Below are 17,403 nucleotides of genomic sequence, written 5' to 3'. Positions count from 1 at the left end.
GAAGCAATCCAGAGTCCTTCAGCAGAGACAGTCTGGATTGCTTCGTCGCAAGCGCTCCTCGCAATGACGGAGCAACTCATTTGCAGCAGATCTAGGGAACAAGAATGACGTCTTCCAAATTCGACCTCGTCGTCTACGGCGCCACCGGCTTCACCGGTCAGCTCGTCGCCGAATACCTGACCACGCAATATCGCGGCGACAGCTCGCTGCGCTGGGCGATGGCCGGCCGCAGCCTCGACAAGCTTGCCGCCGTGCGCGATGCGATCGGCGCGCCTGCGGACACGCCGCTGATCGCGGCCGATGCCTCAGATCCCGCGTCACTGCAGGCGATGGTGGCGCAGACCAGGCTGGTGCTGACCACCGTCGGTCCTTATCAGCTCTACGGCAACGAGCTCGTCGCGGCCTGCGCCGAAGCCGGCACCGACTATGTCGATCTGTGCGGCGAGCCGGTGTGGATGCGGCAGATGATCGACAAGCATCAGGCCACCGCCGAGAACAGCGGCGCGCGCATCGTGTTCTCCTGCGGCTTCGATTCCGTGCCGTTCGAGCTCGGCGTCTATTTCGTGCAGCAGCAGGCCAAGAAGGTGCTCGGCGCCGCAGCGTCGCGCGTGAAGGGCCGCGTCCGCGGCATGAGCGGCACGCTCTCGGGCGGCACCGCGGCGAGCGCCAAGGCGACCTTCGATGCGGTCGCCAAGGATCTGAGCCTGGTAGCGATCCTCAAGGACTCGTTCGCCCTGACGCCCGGCTTCAAGGGCCCGAAGCAGCCGTCGGGCAACAAGCCCGTCTATGAGGAAGATCTGCAGTCCTGGACGGCACCGTTCATGATGGCGCTGATCAACACCCGCAATGTCCACCGCTCCAACATGCTGATGGGTTTTCCCTACGGGCAGGACTTCGTCTATGACGAGATGGTGCTGACCGGCCCGGGCGAGAAGGGCGAGGCCAACGCCAAGAAGGTGATGGCGGCAAATGCCGAGAAAACCGGCCCCAACGCGCCGAAGCCGGGCGAGGGTCCCTCGAAGGAGGAGCGCGAGAACGGCTACTACAATCTTCTCTTCGTCGCGATCGCCCCCGACGGCCGCCAGGTCCGCGCATCCGTCAAGGGCAACCGCGATCCCGGCTACGGTTCGACCTCGAAGATGATCAGTGAATGCGCCGTCGGCCTGCTACGCGACGGCGCCGGCGTGAAAGGTGGATTCTGGACCCCGGGCGCTGCGCTCCGCGACAGCCTGATCAAGCGGCTGGTGGATAATGCCGGGCTGACGTTTGCGGTGGAGGATTAAGAGGTGATGTGCGCACCGATCGCTGCGGATCGGTTCGCTTCGGCCTGATGGGCGCGCGTGGCGGCGATCATGCCCCACATCGTGCCGAGCATCAGGAAGAAGTGCCGCCAGTGGTCGGTGTCGATGATGAAGCTTTCGCCGACCGTGCCGAGGAATGCTGCGAAGATTGCGATGTAGGTGCGCTGCCAGGGCACGCGCACGAACAGATAGCGGAAGCCGAGAATGACAGTGGTGAACACCAGCGCGGGATAGCAGATGCCGGACAGCCAGCCGCCCGACATGAAGGCGTTCAGATAGGAGTTGTGGGTGTCCTCGGGGAAGTAGTTGTGGAACTGCAGCGGCCCGATCCCGAACGGCAGGTCGAGCGCCATGTCGGCGCCGAGAATGTGGCGTCCGAAGCGTCCGAACCGGCCCTCGTCATAGCTCTGGTCGAAGCTTGCCCGCTGCTTGAACATGTCGGCGATGGAATCGATGGAGAGCAGAACGCCGATCAGGACGATGCCGGCCACGGCGGCCGCCAACGTCATGAAGATGATGCGGGAGCGCTCGCCCCGCGTCTGGCTGGTGAGCACCATCGTCGCCAGCATGAAGGCGGCGGTGAGGACGAGGCCGCCCCAGGCCGCGCGCGAGAAGGCGAGCAGGATGGCGAGCGCCATCACGCCGAGCGCAAAGCTGGCGCGCAAGGTCGCGGCGAAGCGGGCGGTCACGGCGTTCTGCAGCGCGAGCAGCGCCGGCAGGATCAGGAACGCGCCGAGCACGTTCGGGTCCTTGAAGGTGCCGCGCGCACGGCCATACAGGGTGAGGAGATCGTATCCACCCGGCACCAGATGGAAATAGCCGGCGACGCCCGCGAGGGCTGCGATCGCGCCGCCCATCACGAGACCGCGGCGGAGCATGTCGAGCCGCGCTTCTGTGTCGTCCGACGTCAGCATGGCGATGAAGATCGCCGTGAAGGCCATGTACCAGGAGGTAGCGATCCAGGTCGCGATCTTGGAATCGTCGAGCAGCGGTATGGCGCTGATCGTGTAGCCGAGATTGACCAGGACCAGCAACAGCAGGAGCGGCAGGAATACGAGGCGCAGCCTCATGCCGGTCGCGAAGAACACCGCGGCGGAGGCGAGCGTGACGAGCTCATAGGGGCTCGGTTCGATGAACACGATGGCGCCGGAGACCCCGACCATCCAGACCAGCGCACGCTGCAGGGCGACGACGCCCGGAGGGGCGATCGGCCTCGATGCGAACTCTCCGGCTGCCGCCGTCATGGCCATCGCGAACTCACACTCATACGCAACGCATGGCGGGATCGGCCAGACACACGCGCGAAGCGGGCGTGTGCCCGCTCCGGATCCCCGATATCAATAGGCGTTCTCGCTCTTGGTCATCAGCGCCAGCGGCGTCTTGAGCAGGATGTAGAGGTCGAACAGCACGGACCAGTTCTCGATGTAGTAGAGGTCGAACTCGACGCGCTTCTGGATCTTCTCCTGGTTGTCGATCTCGCCGCGCCAGCCGTTGATCTGCGCCCAGCCGGTGATGCCGGGCTTGACGCGGTGGCGGGCGAAATAGCCGTCGACGGCCTCGTCGAACATCCGGTTCTGCAATTTGCCCTGCACGGCGTGCGGCCGCGGACCGACCAGCGAGAGGTTGCCCTTGAACACCACGTTGAACAGTTGCGGCAGCTCATCGAGGCTGGTCTTGCGAATGAAGCGGCCGACGCGGGTCACGCGCGGATCGTTCTTGGTGACGACCTTGGACGCCGTGGGGTCGGCCTGGTGGTGATAGAGCGAACGGAACTTGAAGACGTCGATGCGCTCGTTGTTGAAGCCGAACCGCTTCTGCCGGAACAGCACCGGCCCCGGGCTGTCGAACTTGATCGCGAGCGCGACCAGCGCCATCACCGGAAGCGCAAGCAGCAGGATGAGGCCGCCGACCAGCCGGTCGAACAGCATCTTCATCACCAGGTCCCAGTCGGTGATCGGGGCCTCGAACACATCGAGCGTCGGGACCGCGCCCAGATAGGAGTAGGAGCGCGGCCGGAAGCGCAGCTTGTTGGTATGGGCCGAAAGGCGAATGTCGACCGGCAGCACCCACAGCTTTTTCAGCATGTCCAGGATGCGGGTTTCCGCCGAGATCGGCAGCGCGAACAGCACCAGGTCGACGCGGGTTCTGCGCGCGAACTCGACGATATCATCGACCTTGCCGAGCTTCGGCGCGCCAGCGCAGGTCTCGAGCGCGCGGGAGTCGTTGCGGTCATCGAACACGCCGAGGATCTCGATCTCGGAGTCGTCCTGCGCCTTCAGGGCACGCACCAAGTCCTCGCCGCTCTGGTCGGCGCCGACGATGATGGTCCGGCGATCGAGGCGTCCTTGTCTGGCCCAGCTGCGGATGAGGTTGCGCAGCACGACGCGGCTCGCGATCAACGCGCCGAGCCCCACGAAGAAGAACGCGGCGAGCCAGAGACGGGAGACTTCGTTGCCGATCTTGGCGAAGAAGGAGAGTCCGATGAACAGCAGGAAGACGAAGCAGTAGGACGAGATCATCCGGGTCATCTGCCGCACCTGGGCGCGGAAGACCTGGATTTGGTAGATGTCGGCGGCCTGGAAGCACACCACCGTGGTCACGGCCAGGCCGAGAATGGCAACGAGATACTCCCAATGGAAGCCGCTGAGCGGAACCACGTAGCCGAAATAGATGACGCTGCCGACGACGCTCAGCAGCACGAAATCGATGATGCGAACGATGCCGGCGAGGACGATCGGAGAGTAGGCGCGGTGAACCTTCTGATTGGCGACCGCGAGGGCCGCCGGCGACAGGCGGCGGCGCCGTTCAACGGCCGGCCGTCCGGCCGCGGCGGTCGATGCGGCCGTCGCCGCAGCAGCATCCAACATCGAGCGAGCGTTGATCGGTTCCACAGTCGTACAAGCCCGGATTATGTTTGTTAGTATTTGTGGTCATGTAAGCGCTCATGGCGCCGGGGGAAATTCCCCACCGGCGGGATTAAGGGCCAAATCGGAAGAAACGGTTAGCGATGGTAAATGACGTCAGGTCTTGGTAAACGCCTCGCGGTAGCTGTCGAGCACGCCCTCGACCATCGCTTTCTGCGAGAAATGCTGGAAGACCCGCTCGCGCAGCGCCTTGGCGCGCAGTTGCGTGGTAGCCGGATCGTCCAGTGCAACAGCGATTGCGTCGGCAAGCGCGGTCGCGTTGCCCGGCATGAACATCGCGTCGTCGTGCGGTCCGAAGATCTCAGGGATGCCGCCGACCCTCGCCGCGATCATCGGAACCCCGGCGGCTCCCGCCTCGATCACGACATAGGGCATGGAATCGCCACGCGAGGGAACGACGAGCAGTCGTCCCTTGGAAAATCCGTCGCGGGCCTTCACGTGGCCGATGAAACGCACCGCGGCCGCAAGACCGAGGCGTTCGACCTGAGCCTTGAGTTTCGTCATCTCTTCGCCGTCGCCGCCCAAAGTCAGCGTCAGCGGGCGGCCACGGGAGCGCAGCTCCGCGACGGCATCGATCAGCAGATCCGTGCCCTTGATGTGCCTGAACTCGCCGACATACGCCAGGTCGGTCTGGTCCCGGGCTGGCGCGATCGGGTCGAACTCGCCTGCAGTGACACCGTTGAAGACGCAATTCACCAGTCCCTGAGGATGGCCGATCATGCGCTCATAGGTATCGCGGGCGAATACGCTCTCGAACAGGAAGAGGTCGGTCCGGTTCATCAGCGCACGTTCAAGCCGGCCATACAGCGCGCCTTTGAACGTGTCGCGTGGGTAGTGCAGCGAACCGCCGTGAGGCGTGTAGATGCGGATCGTTCCTGGCCGGTGCGGCAGCAGGCGGACGAATGCGCCGGCCTTGGCGCCGTGGCCGTGCAGAACGTTCGGGGCGAGTGTACGGGCGAGTCGATAAAACCGTCTCAGTGCCAGAATGTCGCTCGGCCAAGGCTCCCGATGAATGGGGATGCGGTGCACGCCGAGTGTCAGGCGAGGCGCGATCTGGGCCAGCGCGGCATCGGCGCGTTCGCCGCCGGTCAGGCTGTCCGCGATGATGCCCACGTCGTGCCCGTGATCGACCTGACCGTTGGCAAGGTCGAGGATATGCCGAAAGATGCCGCCGACGGGAGCTCTGACCGCGTGAAGGATTTTGAGAGGTTTGTTCTGCGACGGTGCCATGTCGAACTCGCCCGCGCCCTCGGCTTGCGCTTGGTTTTGCCAGGCGCCGCTGCGCGAGCTGATCTGACGACTGGCGGATAGCGGAAGCACGGGCGCCTCTCGTCGCTGAATATCGATAGCTCCAACCTCGATAGAGGCTTGATGGTTAACAAAGTCTCACTTGTCGTCACTACCAGGCAAGCTCGCACCAGCATTGTGACGATCTGGCGCAAGCTCACGTGTTGCGAGCAGCATATGGCGAAGGATGACGATTGTTCGATAGGGCGAGGTTGCAGGCGCTCCGGTTAACCCGTCAGCAACCTTAATAGAGTGTAATTGTACCACGTATGGTGGCGGCGTGGCGCGGGTCTCGCGGGAGTGGATGATGCGGTTGGCGTTCTGGCGTGCCGGCAAGAAGACACAGGTTGACGGAGCCTCCGCCCGACCTGTGACAGGCTCGCCGTCGTCGGCGGAGCCCGGTCCGGCCGGCGATCTCGACATCCGGCTGGTCGGTCGTGCCCTGGCGCGAAAGCGTGGCTTCATCCTTCTGCCCACGCTGCTCGCTCTCGTTCTGTCGATTGCCGCAGTCAACATGATCACACCGCGCTACAAGTCCGAAGCGCGGATTCTGATCGACGGCCGCGAGAACGTATTCGTGCGGCCGAACGGGGAGCGCACCGAAGAGCGGACGGCACTCGATGCCGAGGCGGTCACGAGCCAGGTGCAACTGGTCCTGTCGCGCGATCTGGCCCGCGACATCATCAGGAAGAACAAGCTGGGCGAGCTGCCAGAGTTCGATCCCGTGCTGCGGGGCGTGTCGCCGCTGAAGTCGGTCGCGGCGATGATCGGCCTCGTGAAAGATCCGCTCGCCATGACGCCGGACGAGCGCGTCACGGACGCCTATTACGAGCGCTTGACCGTTTACGCCGTGGACAAATCGCGGGTGCTCGTCGTCGAGTTCCAGTCGCAGGATCCGGCGCTTGCGGCGCAAGTCGCGAATTCGATCGCGGATGGCTATCTCGTAGTTCAGCAGAATGCCCGCCAGGCGCAGGCGAAATCGGCCAGCCAATGGCTCTCTGGGGAGATCCAGGGGCTGCGCAAGAAGGTCGAGGAGGCGGAGTCGCGGGTCGAGGAGTTCCGCGCCAAGTCGAATTCGTTCATGGGGACCAACAACACGTCGCTGTCCAACCAGCAGATGGGCGAGGTCAACACCCAGCTCAACAATGCGCGCGCCTTGAAATCGGATGCCGAGACCAAGGCACGGCTGATCCGGGAGATGCTGCAGAGCGGCCAGCCGATCGAGGCGTCCGAGGTGGTCAACTCCGAGCTGATGCGCCGGCTGTCCGAGCAGCGCGTGAATCTGCGCGCGCAGCTCGCGGAGCAGTCGTCGACGCTGCTCGACAATCACCCTCGCATCAAGGAGCTGAAAGCGCAACTGGCTGATCTCGACCGCCAGATCCGCGACGAGGCCGGCAAGATCTCGCGTTCGCTCGACAGCGACGCGCGCATCGCCGACGGGCGGGTGCAGATGCTGAGCCAGAGCCTCGATCAGGCCAAGAAGCAGGCCACCTCCACCAATGGCCTCGATGTCCAGCTGCGGGCGCTGGAGCGCGATGCGAAGTCGCAGCGCGACCTGCTGGAATCGTATCTCGCCAAGTACCGCGAGGCGAACACCCGTGAGTCGCTCGACACCCCGCCCGCGGATGGGCGGATCATCTCGCGGGCGGTGCTGTCCAACACGCCGGCGTACCCGAAGAAGCTGCCGATCGTGCTGATCGCCACATTGGCGACCTTGATGCTGACCTCGGGCGTGGTCATCACCGGCGAGCTGCTGCGTCTGACCGCGCCGCGCCCAGCGAGCCAGATCCCAGCGGCGAACGCGATGCCGGATGTCATGGTGCTCGCGGCCCGGGTCGAGCCGATGATCGCGGCGCCCATGGTCGCCGCAGCGCCGGCCGTTGCCGCGTCGGCATCGACTGCAGCGGCGCGTCCCGCCGCGGTCGTGCCGCCAGCGGTGGCCGCCGTCCCGCCCGAACCGGTCAAGCCGCCGCCGATGAACGAGTTCGAGCAGCTCGCATCCGATCTGCTCGCCGCGGGCGAGGGCGCCCGCAAGGTCACCGTGCTCGGTACGGCCGGCGGCGAGGCCGTCACGTCCACCGCGCTCGCGATCGCGCGCACCATGGCAGCGCAGGCGCGCGCGGTGCTGGTCGACCTCGCCGGCAGCCCGCAACTGCTTGCAGGCGTGTCGGTCGATCCGGCCGCGCCCGGCCTCATCGAGCTGATGCTGGGTGAGGCATCGTTCGCGTCCATCATCACCAAGGACCAGGCCTCGCGGCTGCATCTGGTCAACGCCGGCCGCCCCGGCGCCGACCGCAGCCAACTGCAATCGCCGCGGCTCGCGCTCGCGATCGATGCGCTGCTGCGAGTCTACGACCACGTGCTGCTCGACGCCGGCAACGCCTCCGACCTGCCGGCCGAGCTTTTGACCGCAGGCGCGCGCGCCATCGTCGTGCCCGATCCCAACATGCCTGCCGAGGCGCGCAGCCAGATGAGCGAGCAGCTGCGCGAGGTCGGCTTCGGCGCCGTCACCATGCTGAAGGCACCGGTCGGAGGCGCCAACCGCAACCAGCCGGGGCCGCGCGGCGTCGCCGCCTAGTCTCGGGCCTTCTCGTCGGCCTTTTCGTCCACCTTGGCGGCGCCGCCACGCGCTCGCAGCGCGCCGCGCAGCTGCTGTGCCAGACGGAACAGGGCAGGGCTGTGCTTGACGGCATGCTTGGCCCGTCCAACCGCAGCCATCGTCGTCGCGGCGACGCGGCCCCGCGCGGTCAACGGCATGAAGCTGTCGAAGATCGGCTCGTCATCCTTGCAGAACATCCGCTTGTAGTCGTCAGATCCGATGCCGAGATCGAGGGCGCGAAAATCCTGTTGCGCGTAATGATCGATGATCGAGCGCATCAGGATCAGCCCGGGGCTCCAGCGCGCATTCTCCGACAGCGTGTAGGTGTTGAACATCATCGAGAAGCGCGCCTCGTCGGCTACGCCGGCAAACAATGCGATGATCTCGGCATCGCAGCGCAGCGCGTGGATATCGATGGCGCGATGCCCGCAGTCGAGCTTTGCCATGCAGGCGCTTCGCACGAAGGCCTCGATGCCGGGCTCCGCGAACACGTTCGGAAGCCTCTGCTCGGCCATGCGGACCGGCTTGGTGCGGAAGAACCAGTCGAGCAGCTCGGCGATCTCGGCGTCGCTGCTCGCGACCATGTAGCGATAGCCGGGCAGCGCCTGCAGCTTCTTTTCCTTGCTCTTCAGCCGCTTTCGGAACGAATTCGACAACAGCGCCGTCGGTGCGGCCCCCGGCGGCATCAGCAGTACCGGACAGTCGTTCACCGACGACTGGTGCGGCCATTGCGCCAGCGGATTGGCGAGATCGCGCCAGTGCAGCGGCTGCTGTGTCAAGGCGAGCACGTCGACACCGCCGCGGTCGCGCAACCCTGCGAGCAGGACGTCGAGATCGCCGGCGCTGGCGCGCGTGGCGAATTCGCGATCCATCAGCGGCATGTTGAAGGTCGTATGCTTGCCGCCCATGAAGGTGGCGATGCGCATGCCGCAGGCGTGCCGCAACGTCAGCGGCAGCAGCAGCAGCGGGCGTTGCTCGGCATCACGCCCGATGACGATGAAAGGCGTCGCATGCTCGCGCGCGCCGACGTCGCGCTGCCATGCGCCGAGCAGGTCGAAGCGTTGGTAGGGCGTCGAGACATGTTCGGGGACTTCGAGCGCGCGCCAGACCGGCTCGGCGGCAGCCAGATCGGACACGATGTCGACCCGCGCGAGCCCCGACGGCAGTCGCCGCGCGGGCGCCTGCGCCGTCCGGCTCTCGATCACGGCGGCCATGGTCATCGCGCAGCTCGCGTTGTCGTGGAATTTTGTTGCTTGACGTCGGGAGACCCTCGCAAAGAAGTCTCAACAAAAGGTAATGGCAATGACTTCGTCCCAAATCGGGAATGGCACAAACAAAGACCTGTTCAAATCGGCAGCGGCCACGCGATCTTGACGGCGGACGATCGCTATCATCGGATGGCGGTGATCATGACGCGATCGCGCCATGGTCTGACGGCATCAGGTGGGCGCGGACGGTCTGGTTTCAAGTGGGATTCGGGGAAGGGGCGCGGGAATTGTCGTCGGACAACAGGTGGCTGCGCAGCGCCCGGCTCGAGCTGGCCTATTTCAGCGGTCGCACGCTGCTCGCGTCGCGGGCCACGGGCGGCGCCGGCGCCGTGCTGCGGTTCGAGCGGGTGCGGCCGCGGCGCAAGGGGGCGTTTCAGCCGCTGAAGTGCGCGGAGATCACGCCCGTTTTTCTCGACAAGGTGATCCGGGCGCTGAAGCGCTGGGGCTATGAGATCGTCTCGCTCGACGAGGCCTGCCACCGGTCGGTCCGACTGCCCGAAAGCCGTCGCTTCGCCTGCCTGAGCTTCGACGGCGCCTCCAAGGACGTGATCACGCATGCCTATCCCGTGCTCGCCCGCCACGGCGTGCCGTTCACCGTTTACGTGCCCCCGGCCTTCCCCGATGGTCTCGGCGAGGCCTGGTGGCTGGCGCTGGAGGCCGTGATCGCGCGCGAGGCCCGCATCAGCCTCGTGATCGAGCATCGGGAGCAGCGCTTCAACGTGGTCACGCCGGCTGAAAAATACGAGCTGTTCGCCCATCTCGCGGGCTGGCTGCGCAAGCTGCCTCCGGCCGAGCTGTCGATCGCGATCCGCGACCTCTGCGCGCGCCATTCGGTCGATCTCGCCGCCCTGAGCCGCGAGTCCTCGATGGACTGGACCGACATTGCCCGTCTCGCCGCCGACCCCAACGTCACGATCGGCAGTGCCACCGTGCATTATCCCGTCCTCGCCAATCTCCGGGATGCCGACGCCCAGCGCGAGATCACGATGGGCATGGCGGTGCTGGAGACGGCGCTGCGGCGACCGGTCCGGCACATGGCGTATCCGTTCGGCGATCGCTATTCGTTCCGCCGCAGCGACGTCGTGCTCGCGGAGCAGGCGGGCTTCGTCAGTGCGGCTTCCGCCATCGGCGGCGTCGTGCAAAGCGAGGGCCGCACCAGCCTGCACATGCTGCCGCGGATCGCCTGGGACGGCCGCTCGCGCTCGCTGCGCGCCTTGAAGGTGCTGATGGCCGGCATCACCCTGCCGCGGGAAAAATCCGCGCCGCAGCCGAAGCTCGATCTCGGCTGATCAGCCCTGCTGCCGCTCCGGATCCGGGCGCAGCATCCAGCTCACGATCGGCATCGCCGGCAGCACCCAGCCCATGCCGACGACGACGTAATAGACCGCCTGCAGCCAGCCGGAGTTGGCGACCAGAGGGAATTGCGCCATCACCATGCCCATCATCGACCAGGCGAAAGCGAGCAGGAGCAGCGCGACGGCGCCGATCAGTTTGCGGGTGCGGATCGTCATGACGGGATTGTCAGCCTCGGCTGGGGGCGGCGCGGCTTGCGCGCGATTTCCTCGGGATTATAAGGGCCTGTCAGCCCCGGTTCAATCGAGCGTTCAACGTCCATGACCACGGTTCCCCGCACAAGAGATCTCGCCGCGATCCGCATCTGGCTCCTCGTCGTGGCCGGCCTGATCGCGCTGATGGTGCTGGTCGGCGGGGCGACGCGGCTGACCGAATCCGGGCTCTCGATCGTGGAATGGAAGCCGGTCGCCGGCACCCTGCCGCCGCTGTCGGAGCAGGCCTGGACCGACGCCTTCGAGGCCTACAAGACTATTCCGCAGTATCGGCAGATGAACGCCGGCATGACCCTGCACGACTTCAAGACCATCTTCTGGTGGGAGTGGAGCCACCGGCTGCTCGGCCGCGTCATCGGCATGGTCTATCTGCTGCCGTTCCTGTGGTTCCTGTGGCGCGGCGCCGTGTCCGGCCCGCTCGGCCGCAGGCTGTGGCTGATCTTCGGCCTCGGCGCGCTGCAGGGCGCGGTCGGCTGGTGGATGGTGGCCTCCGGCCTCACCGAGCGCACCGAGGTGGCGCCGGTCCGGCTGGCGACCCATCTCGCGCTGGCGCTGCTGATCTACGCGTCGATCGTCTGGACCCTGCGCCGACTCGCGCCGCGCGAGGAGGCCGAGGTGCCGGCGCGGCTGCGGCTGACAGCCTGGCTGCTGGTCGGCGTCACCTTCGTGCAGCTCTATCTCGGCGCGCTGGTGGCCGGCCTGCGCGCCGGCCTCGTCTACAACACCTGGCCCGAGATCGACGGCGGCCTGATCCCGAAGGCGGCCAATCTGTGGATCCAGTCGCCGTGGTGGATCAACCTGTTCGAGAACGATTTGACGGCGCAGTTCATGCATCGCATGACCGCCTACACGCTGCTGGCGCTGGCCGCGTGGCACGCCTTCGACGTGATGCGCGCGGGCGCCGGACGGGCGGTGGTGCGCAGCGCCCACCGGCTACTCGCCGCCATCCTGGTGCAGGTCGTGCTCGGCATTCTCACTCTGCTCGCACTGGTGCCGATCTCGCTGGCGCTGCTGCATCAGGGTACGGCCATCATCGTGCTGACCTTCGCCGTGCTGCAGGCCGAACGTCTGTCGCCGCGACGTGTCGCTGTTGTCGCCGTGCCGCAGGCGGCCGTGGCTGCGGGGCAGGTGGGGTAGAGTTTCTCTTCCGTCATTGCGAGGAGCCGAAGGCGACGACGCAATCCAGAGTCCCGCGCGCGACTCTGGATTGCTTCCGCCTTCGCTCTTCGAGCTTCGGCGGACAAGTCGCTTCGCTCGCAATGACGTGGAGACATCAGTTTTCATCCTCGCGCGCTATCGCGCCGAGCTTTGCCGATCGTTTCACCCTCGAAAACACGCGAGGGCGCGGGGAAGGCCGGATGCCTGGCCGGCACCCATGGCCCGCGTGCAAAGAAAAAAGCACGCGGCGGTCACCACAGGTACGGCCGAAAACACCCGGCCTTCCCCGCGCGATGGTTTTAACGCTTATACGCGATCTCCCCGGGGACCGGGCTGTCTTGCCCCCGTCACCTCATGCGATGCGTTGAGCACCCACACGAAACTTAGCGCCAGCGTCGGGGCGCCAGGACCACGCGGCATATCATTGGCATTGCGCGGGATAGTGCGGGATAAATCAGCGTATTGAAAGATAAGCTGTTTCCCTCTCAATCTGTCCCAGGCGCCGCAAGCTAATTTCGGCTTGTGTCATCCAAAATGGTGCCCAAGGCACCCGACCCGTTCGATCTTTTGCAGGGAAAAAACGGGCCGGATCGCCGAGGCGTCTGTCACAGGAACAGCCACATGACCAACGCTACCACCGTTGCCCGCGAAGCCAAAGCGGACGCCGTCACTCTTCACTGCGAGACCAAGGTCGAGAAGCGCGACCGCAAGGCCGACTTCGGCCGCCACGCCGTCCCCGGTTTGATGATCGACCGGACGCCCGCAGGCACCTTGTTCTATTTCCGCTTCATCAACCCCGTGACGCGCAAGCGCGATCAGGTGTCGCTCGGCACCTATCATGCCGACGCCTTCACAGTTGGCGACGCGCGCCTCGCTGCCCTGCGGCTCCGCAACCGCGTTAAGGCCGGCGACAATGTGAGCCAGATCCTGCGTGACGAGGAAGCCGCCAGGGCCGAGGAGGCCCGCGTCGGCGGCGTCACCATGAACCGGATGATCGACCAATGGATAGCCGAGATCAAAAGGCCGGTGAAGCGAGAGCATGTCGGCATGGTGCCGAAGATCAAGACTTGGGCCAACCTGGAGAGCCAGCTTCGCCGGTTCGTCAAGCCGACGCTCGGCCGCAAGCTGGTGCGCGAGGTCACGGCGAAGGACATCGCGACGCTGGAAGATGACATCAAGGCCGGCGCGTTCGGCAAGCCGTCCGTCAGCAACGCGCGGCATGTGCGCAAGGCTTTGAGCAGCCTGTTTACATGGGGGGCCTATCCCAGGCAGGGCTATGTGACGGCCAACCCGTGCGCAACGCTGGAGCCGCTCGAAAAGGAGCCCGGCCGCGACCGGACGATGACCCCCGACGAGATCAGGGCATTCTGGCATCTGCTCGGTAGCGATCAGCTCGGCGCCCTTTCGCTTCATGTCCGGCTGCTCTTCAAGTTCGCGCTCGCGACCGGACGGCGCACCGACGAGGTGCGGGCGTTGCACGTCAATGAAATCGTCGACCTGGACGGTGAGAACCCGCACATGGTCATCTCGGCCAAGCGTGTGAAAAACGGCAAGCCGATCGTCATGGCCCTTTCGACACTGGCGGTCGAGATCATCAAGGCGGCGCTCACGGACGACGGCCAGCAATTCGTGTTCAAGAGCCCGATCCATGCCGAGAAGCCAGTGCATCGCAAGGCGATGAATGCCGCGCTCCGTGGCAATGATCGCGGCCGAAAGAGCCTTTGGGACCTGATGGGCTTCAAACGCAACGCTGACGGCAAGTTCGACGATGACGTGTTTAAGCCGCACGACTTCAGACACACGGCGGCGACGTTGCTGGTCGAGCGCGGCTTCATGGACAGCGACATCTCGATCGCGCTCGGACACACGTTCAAGGGCGAGCGAACCCCAGGCGTCCGGACGGCAGGCCCGCGAGCGCCGGCCGTGACGCTCGGCTACATCCATAGCCATCGGTTGCCGCAGAAGCGGCGGATCATGGAAGCATGGGCAGATGAGCTACGGCGGATCATCAACGCGAAGCCGGAGGAAGCCGAGCAGCGCCTTGCGGCGTGATCAAGCTACCAATTGCGAGCACATGGAGCCGCCCATCGGGGCGGCTTCTTCATTTCGTGAGTTCGTTCTGCCACGTGACGATCTGGTCTTCAAACCACATCCTGCGGTTCGTCCCAATGGGCGTCGCCTTCGGAAACTTGCCGGCCTTCTCCATCCGCCAGAGTGTTGAGCGCCCGACTGGGACAATCCCCAGCACCTGCTTTTCGCTGAGCATGCGCCGAGGTCGCGCATGGTCCTCAACCATAGGGACGCTCGCATTGTGGACCGGCGGTGGTGGCGACTCTGCCGGCCTGACCGGATTGGTCTTGCTCTTGGTGTCGCTCATGGTGTCAACCCTTCTACTTCGACAGGATCGTTGGCGGCATACGGCTCGCGCCAGATGCCGGAGCGGCCCTCCTGCGGCTGCGGCTGTCGATCCCAAAAGTGGATCACGGGCTCGCCGCGATGACGATGGTCCCAGATGAACCAAGCATGATTATAGCTGGGGCGCCCCAGCTTGGCGGTCGGGTACCACTCGATGCGCTCGATCACCTCGACCTTGGTGCTGAAGACCGGACAGTCACGGAACAGGTGATGCCTGGTGCGGGCGGTGCCGAAGTCGACCCGCAGAAGCATCGCGACCAGGCCGTTGACCGGCTTCATCAAGCGCAGCCCGTGCTCGATGAAGCGCTGCGCCAGGTTTCGACCATAGGGCGGGTTCGTGATGATCGCCTCGACGCCGATCGGCGCGGTGGTTGTCTTCAGGAAGTCCGTGCCGCTGTCGATGTCGGTCGCGTGAACGCTGTGGCTTGCAGCGACGAGAGCGCGCACCAGGTCGCCGCGACCGGCGGCCGGCTCCCAGACGTGCATGCGCCTCGGCACGTAGGGCACCAGCGCATCGACGACCCAGTCGGGCGTCACGTAGAGGTCGCCTTTCTCGCGCACATATCCGCTGTGGCGCTGACTCATGGTCTGGCCCACCATCGCTTGCCCTGCCAGTCGACTGGAAGCCGGCGCCAGCCGAGCTGCTGCAGGATCGCAGTGATGCGGCGCTGGTCGCTGGTGCCGATGCGCGGCGTTTCCATGCTCAGTGCGCGCGTGGCTACCTGGCCGACCGTCACTTTGGATTCCTGCGCCAGGTAGTCGATGATGGCGTGCTCCCAGGCATCGTCACCCTCGTATCGCGCGGCCTGCTGCGGCACGATGTGCTCGCGCTCGAATTCTCGATCGGGCCACCAGTGCTCGCCCTTCCGAAACATCGCGACGGCCTCGGCGAACAGCTGATCCCGGTCGCGCTTCAGCGCCTCGATGTCGATCTTGCCGGCCTTGATCGGCCAGAAGCGCCGGCCGCCGGTCTCGTCGCGCAGGTAGGTGTCGCGGTTGGTGGTGCCGACGAAGACGCACTGCCGGTCTTCGATCACCTCCAGGCGGCCGTAGCTCGGCCTGTAACGCTCCTGCTGTCTGCTGATGAAGCTTTTGAGCTGTGTCGCCTCGGCGCGCGACAGCGCATGCATCTCGGCGACCTCGATCAGCCACTTGCCGCGCAGATGCTGGCTGGCGTCTTTCGCGTCGGTGATGTCGGGCAGCTGATCGCTGAACCAGGCGCCGCCGAGCACGGCGCAGGCTGATGATTTCAAGATGCCTTGCTCGCCCTCGATGACGGGCAAATGGTCGGCCTTGCAGCCCGGCTGATAGATCCGCGCCACCATGCTGATCAGGAACATCCTGCCGATCGCGGCCACGTAGGGCGACGCCTCGGAGCCGAAATAGGTGGTGAACAGCGCCGCGATGCGCGGCTTGCCGTCCCAGGTGATTCCGTCGAGGTAGGTCCGGACCGGGTGGAAGCGGCGCTCATGGGCGATCATGGCGACGGCCTGGTGCACGACGTCCTTTGTGAGCCGCTTCAGGCCGAGCCGCTGCAGCGTCGTCTGCGCGATGCCGACATCGACGTCGCTGCAGATGTGCGGCACGAAGCCAGGCTCATCATTGAGCGGCGCCAGCAGTGCCGGCGCGCGCGCCATCTCATCGAGCGCGAAATGGTCCGCGAAGACCGCACGGAGGCCAACGAGCGCGCTCGCGAGAACGGGCAAGGGATTGCCCCGGTCGTCGCAAACACAGTCCTGCAGCCACGCCACGTCCTCGCTGCGGTCGGTCGCGTTGTGCTCCTGATAGTCCAGCCAGCCAGCGACCTGGTCGGCCGCCTTTTCGCCGAAGATTTCGGCGATGCGCGGGAAGCCGAAAGCGTGCTTGCCGTCCTGCGCCGCTCGGAAGGCGTCCTCGGCGGCCTTCGTCCGATCGCGCCAGTCGGCATCGCTGGCGGCCCTGGCGATTCCCTCGACCATGGGCTTGACCACGGCCAGCGGCAGCCTGGCGCGGCACAGGAAGCCGCCGAGCGCCAGCGCGGCATCATGCCGACCGCCTTCCTGCGGCCAATAGCGGGCGAACAGGCAGGCCGCAGCCAGCAGCTTGACCCGCTGCACCAGCGTGTCGTCATCGACCTGGACGGGCTCGCCAGGCTCATCCCAGCGGATCGATTCGCCGGAGAGATGCACGGACCCCGGAAACACGGTCTGGCAGCCGGGACCGGCGCGCAGCTCGATCAGGCGCTTGCGCTGCTTCGACACTTGGCCGGTGTTGTCGTCGAAGCTGAGCACGGCCTTGTCGAGCTTGCCAGCGAGCGTTGTCACGTAGAGCCGGTGCGAGGCCGGCGCCGATTTGCGGCCGAAGATGGCGGCCGTGTTCGGCAGCAGATAGGGCGCGATCGAGACGGCCTCGACGCAGTCGAGATCGACGTCGGTGAGGCCGCCCGAGGTCGCGCCCAGGACGATGCCGATGTTCATGGCCTTGGCGTTGAAGAACTGCGGCACCTCGGCCGAGGTGATGACGCGGTTCTGCCAGCCGGCGTCAGTGGCCTTCTTGGCCTTGAACGGCAGCGGCAGCGGATTCCATCCGCGCGCGGCATAAACCTGGGCGAACTCGAGCGGCGTCACTGCATCACCTCTAGAAGGGGATCTCATCGTCGATGTCGGCGTTCTTGCTGCTGGCTTTGGCCTGCTTCGCCTCACGGGCCTCGCTGTCCTGCTGGCGCACGGCAACGCTCATGTAGCGCGAGCCGTCCTTCGCCTTCTGGAGCCAGGCCGACAGCCAATACTCCGTGCCGTCGACGTTGAGCTTGCCAGTGTAGTCGGGCGATCGGTCACTGTTCCTGTGCTCGTTCTTGAACAGCGCGCCCCTGTTCGTGTTGTCGTAGTCGCGTGCATCGCGTGCCAT

Annotated in this window: 14 protein-coding genes; 5 read left to right on the top strand and 9 right to left on the bottom strand. The window is 65.6% G+C overall.

Annotated elements, in window-relative coordinates:
• The first annotated feature begins 104 nt into the window (after positions 1-104).
• A complete protein-coding gene (locus tag QX051_RS03920) occupies positions 105-1,283 on the top strand; it encodes a saccharopine dehydrogenase family protein (RefSeq protein WP_315775133.1) in 1,179 nt (392 codons plus the stop codon).
• Here the strand turns inward: QX051_RS03920 and QX051_RS03915 are convergent.
• From QX051_RS03915 to QX051_RS03905, 3 genes are all read right to left on the bottom strand, one after another.
• Positions 1,280-2,551: an O-antigen ligase family protein gene (locus QX051_RS03915; RefSeq protein ID WP_315775132.1), complete on the bottom strand. Its 1,272-nt coding sequence runs from the start codon at positions 2,549-2,551 to the stop codon at positions 1,280-1,282. The two genes, QX051_RS03920 and QX051_RS03915, sit on opposite strands and share 4 nt — an antisense overlap.
• Before the next feature lie 87 nt (positions 2,552-2,638).
• Positions 2,639-4,168 carry an undecaprenyl-phosphate glucose phosphotransferase gene (locus QX051_RS03910; RefSeq protein WP_315775130.1) on the bottom strand — a complete coding sequence of 510 codons (1,530 nt, stop codon included), beginning with the start codon at positions 4,166-4,168 and terminating at the stop codon, positions 2,639-2,641.
• Between the two features lie 153 nt (positions 4,169-4,321).
• Entirely contained in the window at positions 4,322-5,455 is a 1,134-nt protein-coding gene (locus QX051_RS03905) for a glycosyltransferase family 4 protein (RefSeq protein ID WP_315740355.1), read from the bottom strand.
• A gap of 364 nt (positions 5,456-5,819) precedes the next feature.
• Here QX051_RS03905 and QX051_RS03900 point away from each other — a divergent pair, with 364 nt between their 5' ends.
• On the top strand, positions 5,820-8,090 hold the full coding sequence (locus QX051_RS03900) for an exopolysaccharide transport family protein (RefSeq protein WP_315775129.1): 2,271 nt from the start codon (positions 5,820-5,822) through the stop codon (positions 8,088-8,090).
• Here the strand turns inward: QX051_RS03900 and QX051_RS03895 are convergent.
• Positions 8,087-9,331, bottom strand: coding sequence for a GNAT family N-acetyltransferase (locus QX051_RS03895; RefSeq protein ID WP_315775128.1), 1,245 nt, complete (start codon positions 9,329-9,331; stop codon positions 8,087-8,089). The two genes, QX051_RS03900 and QX051_RS03895, sit on opposite strands and share 4 nt — an antisense overlap.
• Before the next feature lie 275 nt (positions 9,332-9,606).
• Between QX051_RS03895 and QX051_RS03890 the strand changes: the two genes are divergently transcribed.
• On the top strand, positions 9,607-10,668 hold the full coding sequence (locus tag QX051_RS03890; protein WP_315775127.1) for a polysaccharide deacetylase family protein: 1,062 nt from the start codon (positions 9,607-9,609) through the stop codon (positions 10,666-10,668).
• Here QX051_RS03890 and QX051_RS03885 read toward each other — a convergent pair whose 3' ends face one another.
• Positions 10,669-10,890, bottom strand: coding sequence for a DUF2842 domain-containing protein (locus QX051_RS03885; RefSeq protein WP_315775126.1), 222 nt, complete (start codon positions 10,888-10,890; stop codon positions 10,669-10,671). It lies immediately after the preceding gene.
• A gap of 102 nt (positions 10,891-10,992) precedes the next feature.
• Here QX051_RS03885 and QX051_RS03880 point away from each other — a divergent pair, with 102 nt between their 5' ends.
• Both QX051_RS03880 and QX051_RS03875 read left to right on the top strand, forming a co-directional pair.
• Positions 10,993-12,081: a COX15/CtaA family protein gene (locus QX051_RS03880; RefSeq protein ID WP_315775125.1), complete on the top strand. Its 1,089-nt coding sequence runs from the start codon at positions 10,993-10,995 to the stop codon at positions 12,079-12,081.
• A gap of 642 nt (positions 12,082-12,723) precedes the next feature.
• Entirely contained in the window at positions 12,724-14,154 is a 1,431-nt protein-coding gene (locus QX051_RS03875; RefSeq protein ID WP_315775124.1) for a tyrosine-type recombinase/integrase, read from the top strand.
• A 49-nt stretch (positions 14,155-14,203) separates the two neighbouring features.
• Here the strand turns inward: QX051_RS03875 and QX051_RS03870 are convergent, their stop codons facing one another.
• From QX051_RS03870 to QX051_RS03855, 4 genes are read right to left on the bottom strand one after another with little or no spacing between them, the layout of a single operon-like run.
• Positions 14,204-14,479, bottom strand: coding sequence for a helix-turn-helix transcriptional regulator (locus tag QX051_RS03870; RefSeq protein WP_315775122.1), 276 nt, complete (start codon positions 14,477-14,479; stop codon positions 14,204-14,206).
• A complete protein-coding gene (locus QX051_RS03865) occupies positions 14,476-15,117 on the bottom strand; it encodes a hypothetical protein (protein ID WP_315775121.1) in 642 nt (213 codons plus the stop codon). The genes QX051_RS03870 and QX051_RS03865 overlap by 4 nt, the downstream gene beginning before the upstream one ends.
• Positions 15,099-17,123, bottom strand: a complete 2,025-nt coding sequence (locus QX051_RS03860; protein WP_315775120.1) for a VapE domain-containing protein — start codon at positions 17,121-17,123, stop codon at positions 15,099-15,101. Before QX051_RS03860 ends, QX051_RS03865 begins: the two co-directional genes overlap by 19 nt.
• 10 nt (positions 17,124-17,133) lie before the next feature.
• Positions 17,134-17,403 (bottom strand): hypothetical protein, encoded by a 270-nt coding sequence (locus tag QX051_RS03855; RefSeq protein ID WP_315775119.1) that lies wholly within the window; start codon positions 17,401-17,403, stop codon positions 17,134-17,136.

Source organism: Bradyrhizobium sp. SZCCHNR1053, assembly GCF_032381235.1.
In the GTDB taxonomy this organism is placed as follows: domain Bacteria; phylum Pseudomonadota; class Alphaproteobacteria; order Rhizobiales; family Xanthobacteraceae; genus Bradyrhizobium.
This window is presented reverse-complemented; position numbering and strand designations above follow the sequence as displayed.

Coding starts and splice junctions, on each gene's coding strand:
- QX051_RS03900 (WP_315775129.1), top strand. CDS start 5,820: ATGCGGTTGGCGTTCTGGCGTGCCGGCAAGAAGACACAGGTTGACGGA.
- QX051_RS03870 (WP_315775122.1), bottom strand. CDS start 14,479: ATGAGCGACACCAAGAGCAAGACCAATCCGGTCAGGCCGGCAGAGTCG.
- QX051_RS03920 (WP_315775133.1), top strand. CDS start 105: ATGACGTCTTCCAAATTCGACCTCGTCGTCTACGGCGCCACCGGCTTC.
- QX051_RS03880 (WP_315775125.1), top strand. CDS start 10,993: ATGACCACGGTTCCCCGCACAAGAGATCTCGCCGCGATCCGCATCTGG.
- QX051_RS03855 (WP_315775119.1), bottom strand. CDS start 17,403: ATGGCACGCGATGCACGCGACTACGACAACACGAACAGGGGCGCGCTG.
- QX051_RS03915 (WP_315775132.1), bottom strand. CDS start 2,551: ATGGCCATGACGGCGGCAGCCGGAGAGTTCGCATCGAGGCCGATCGCC.
- QX051_RS03885 (WP_315775126.1), bottom strand. CDS start 10,890: ATGACGATCCGCACCCGCAAACTGATCGGCGCCGTCGCGCTGCTCCTG.
- QX051_RS03865 (WP_315775121.1), bottom strand. CDS start 15,117: ATGGTGGGCCAGACCATGAGTCAGCGCCACAGCGGATATGTGCGCGAG.
- QX051_RS03875 (WP_315775124.1), top strand. CDS start 12,724: ATGACCAACGCTACCACCGTTGCCCGCGAAGCCAAAGCGGACGCCGTC.
- QX051_RS03895 (WP_315775128.1), bottom strand. CDS start 9,331: ATGACCATGGCCGCCGTGATCGAGAGCCGGACGGCGCAGGCGCCCGCG.
- QX051_RS03910 (WP_315775130.1), bottom strand. CDS start 4,168: ATGTTGGATGCTGCTGCGGCGACGGCCGCATCGACCGCCGCGGCCGGA.
- QX051_RS03905 (WP_315740355.1), bottom strand. CDS start 5,455: ATGGCACCGTCGCAGAACAAACCTCTCAAAATCCTTCACGCGGTCAGA.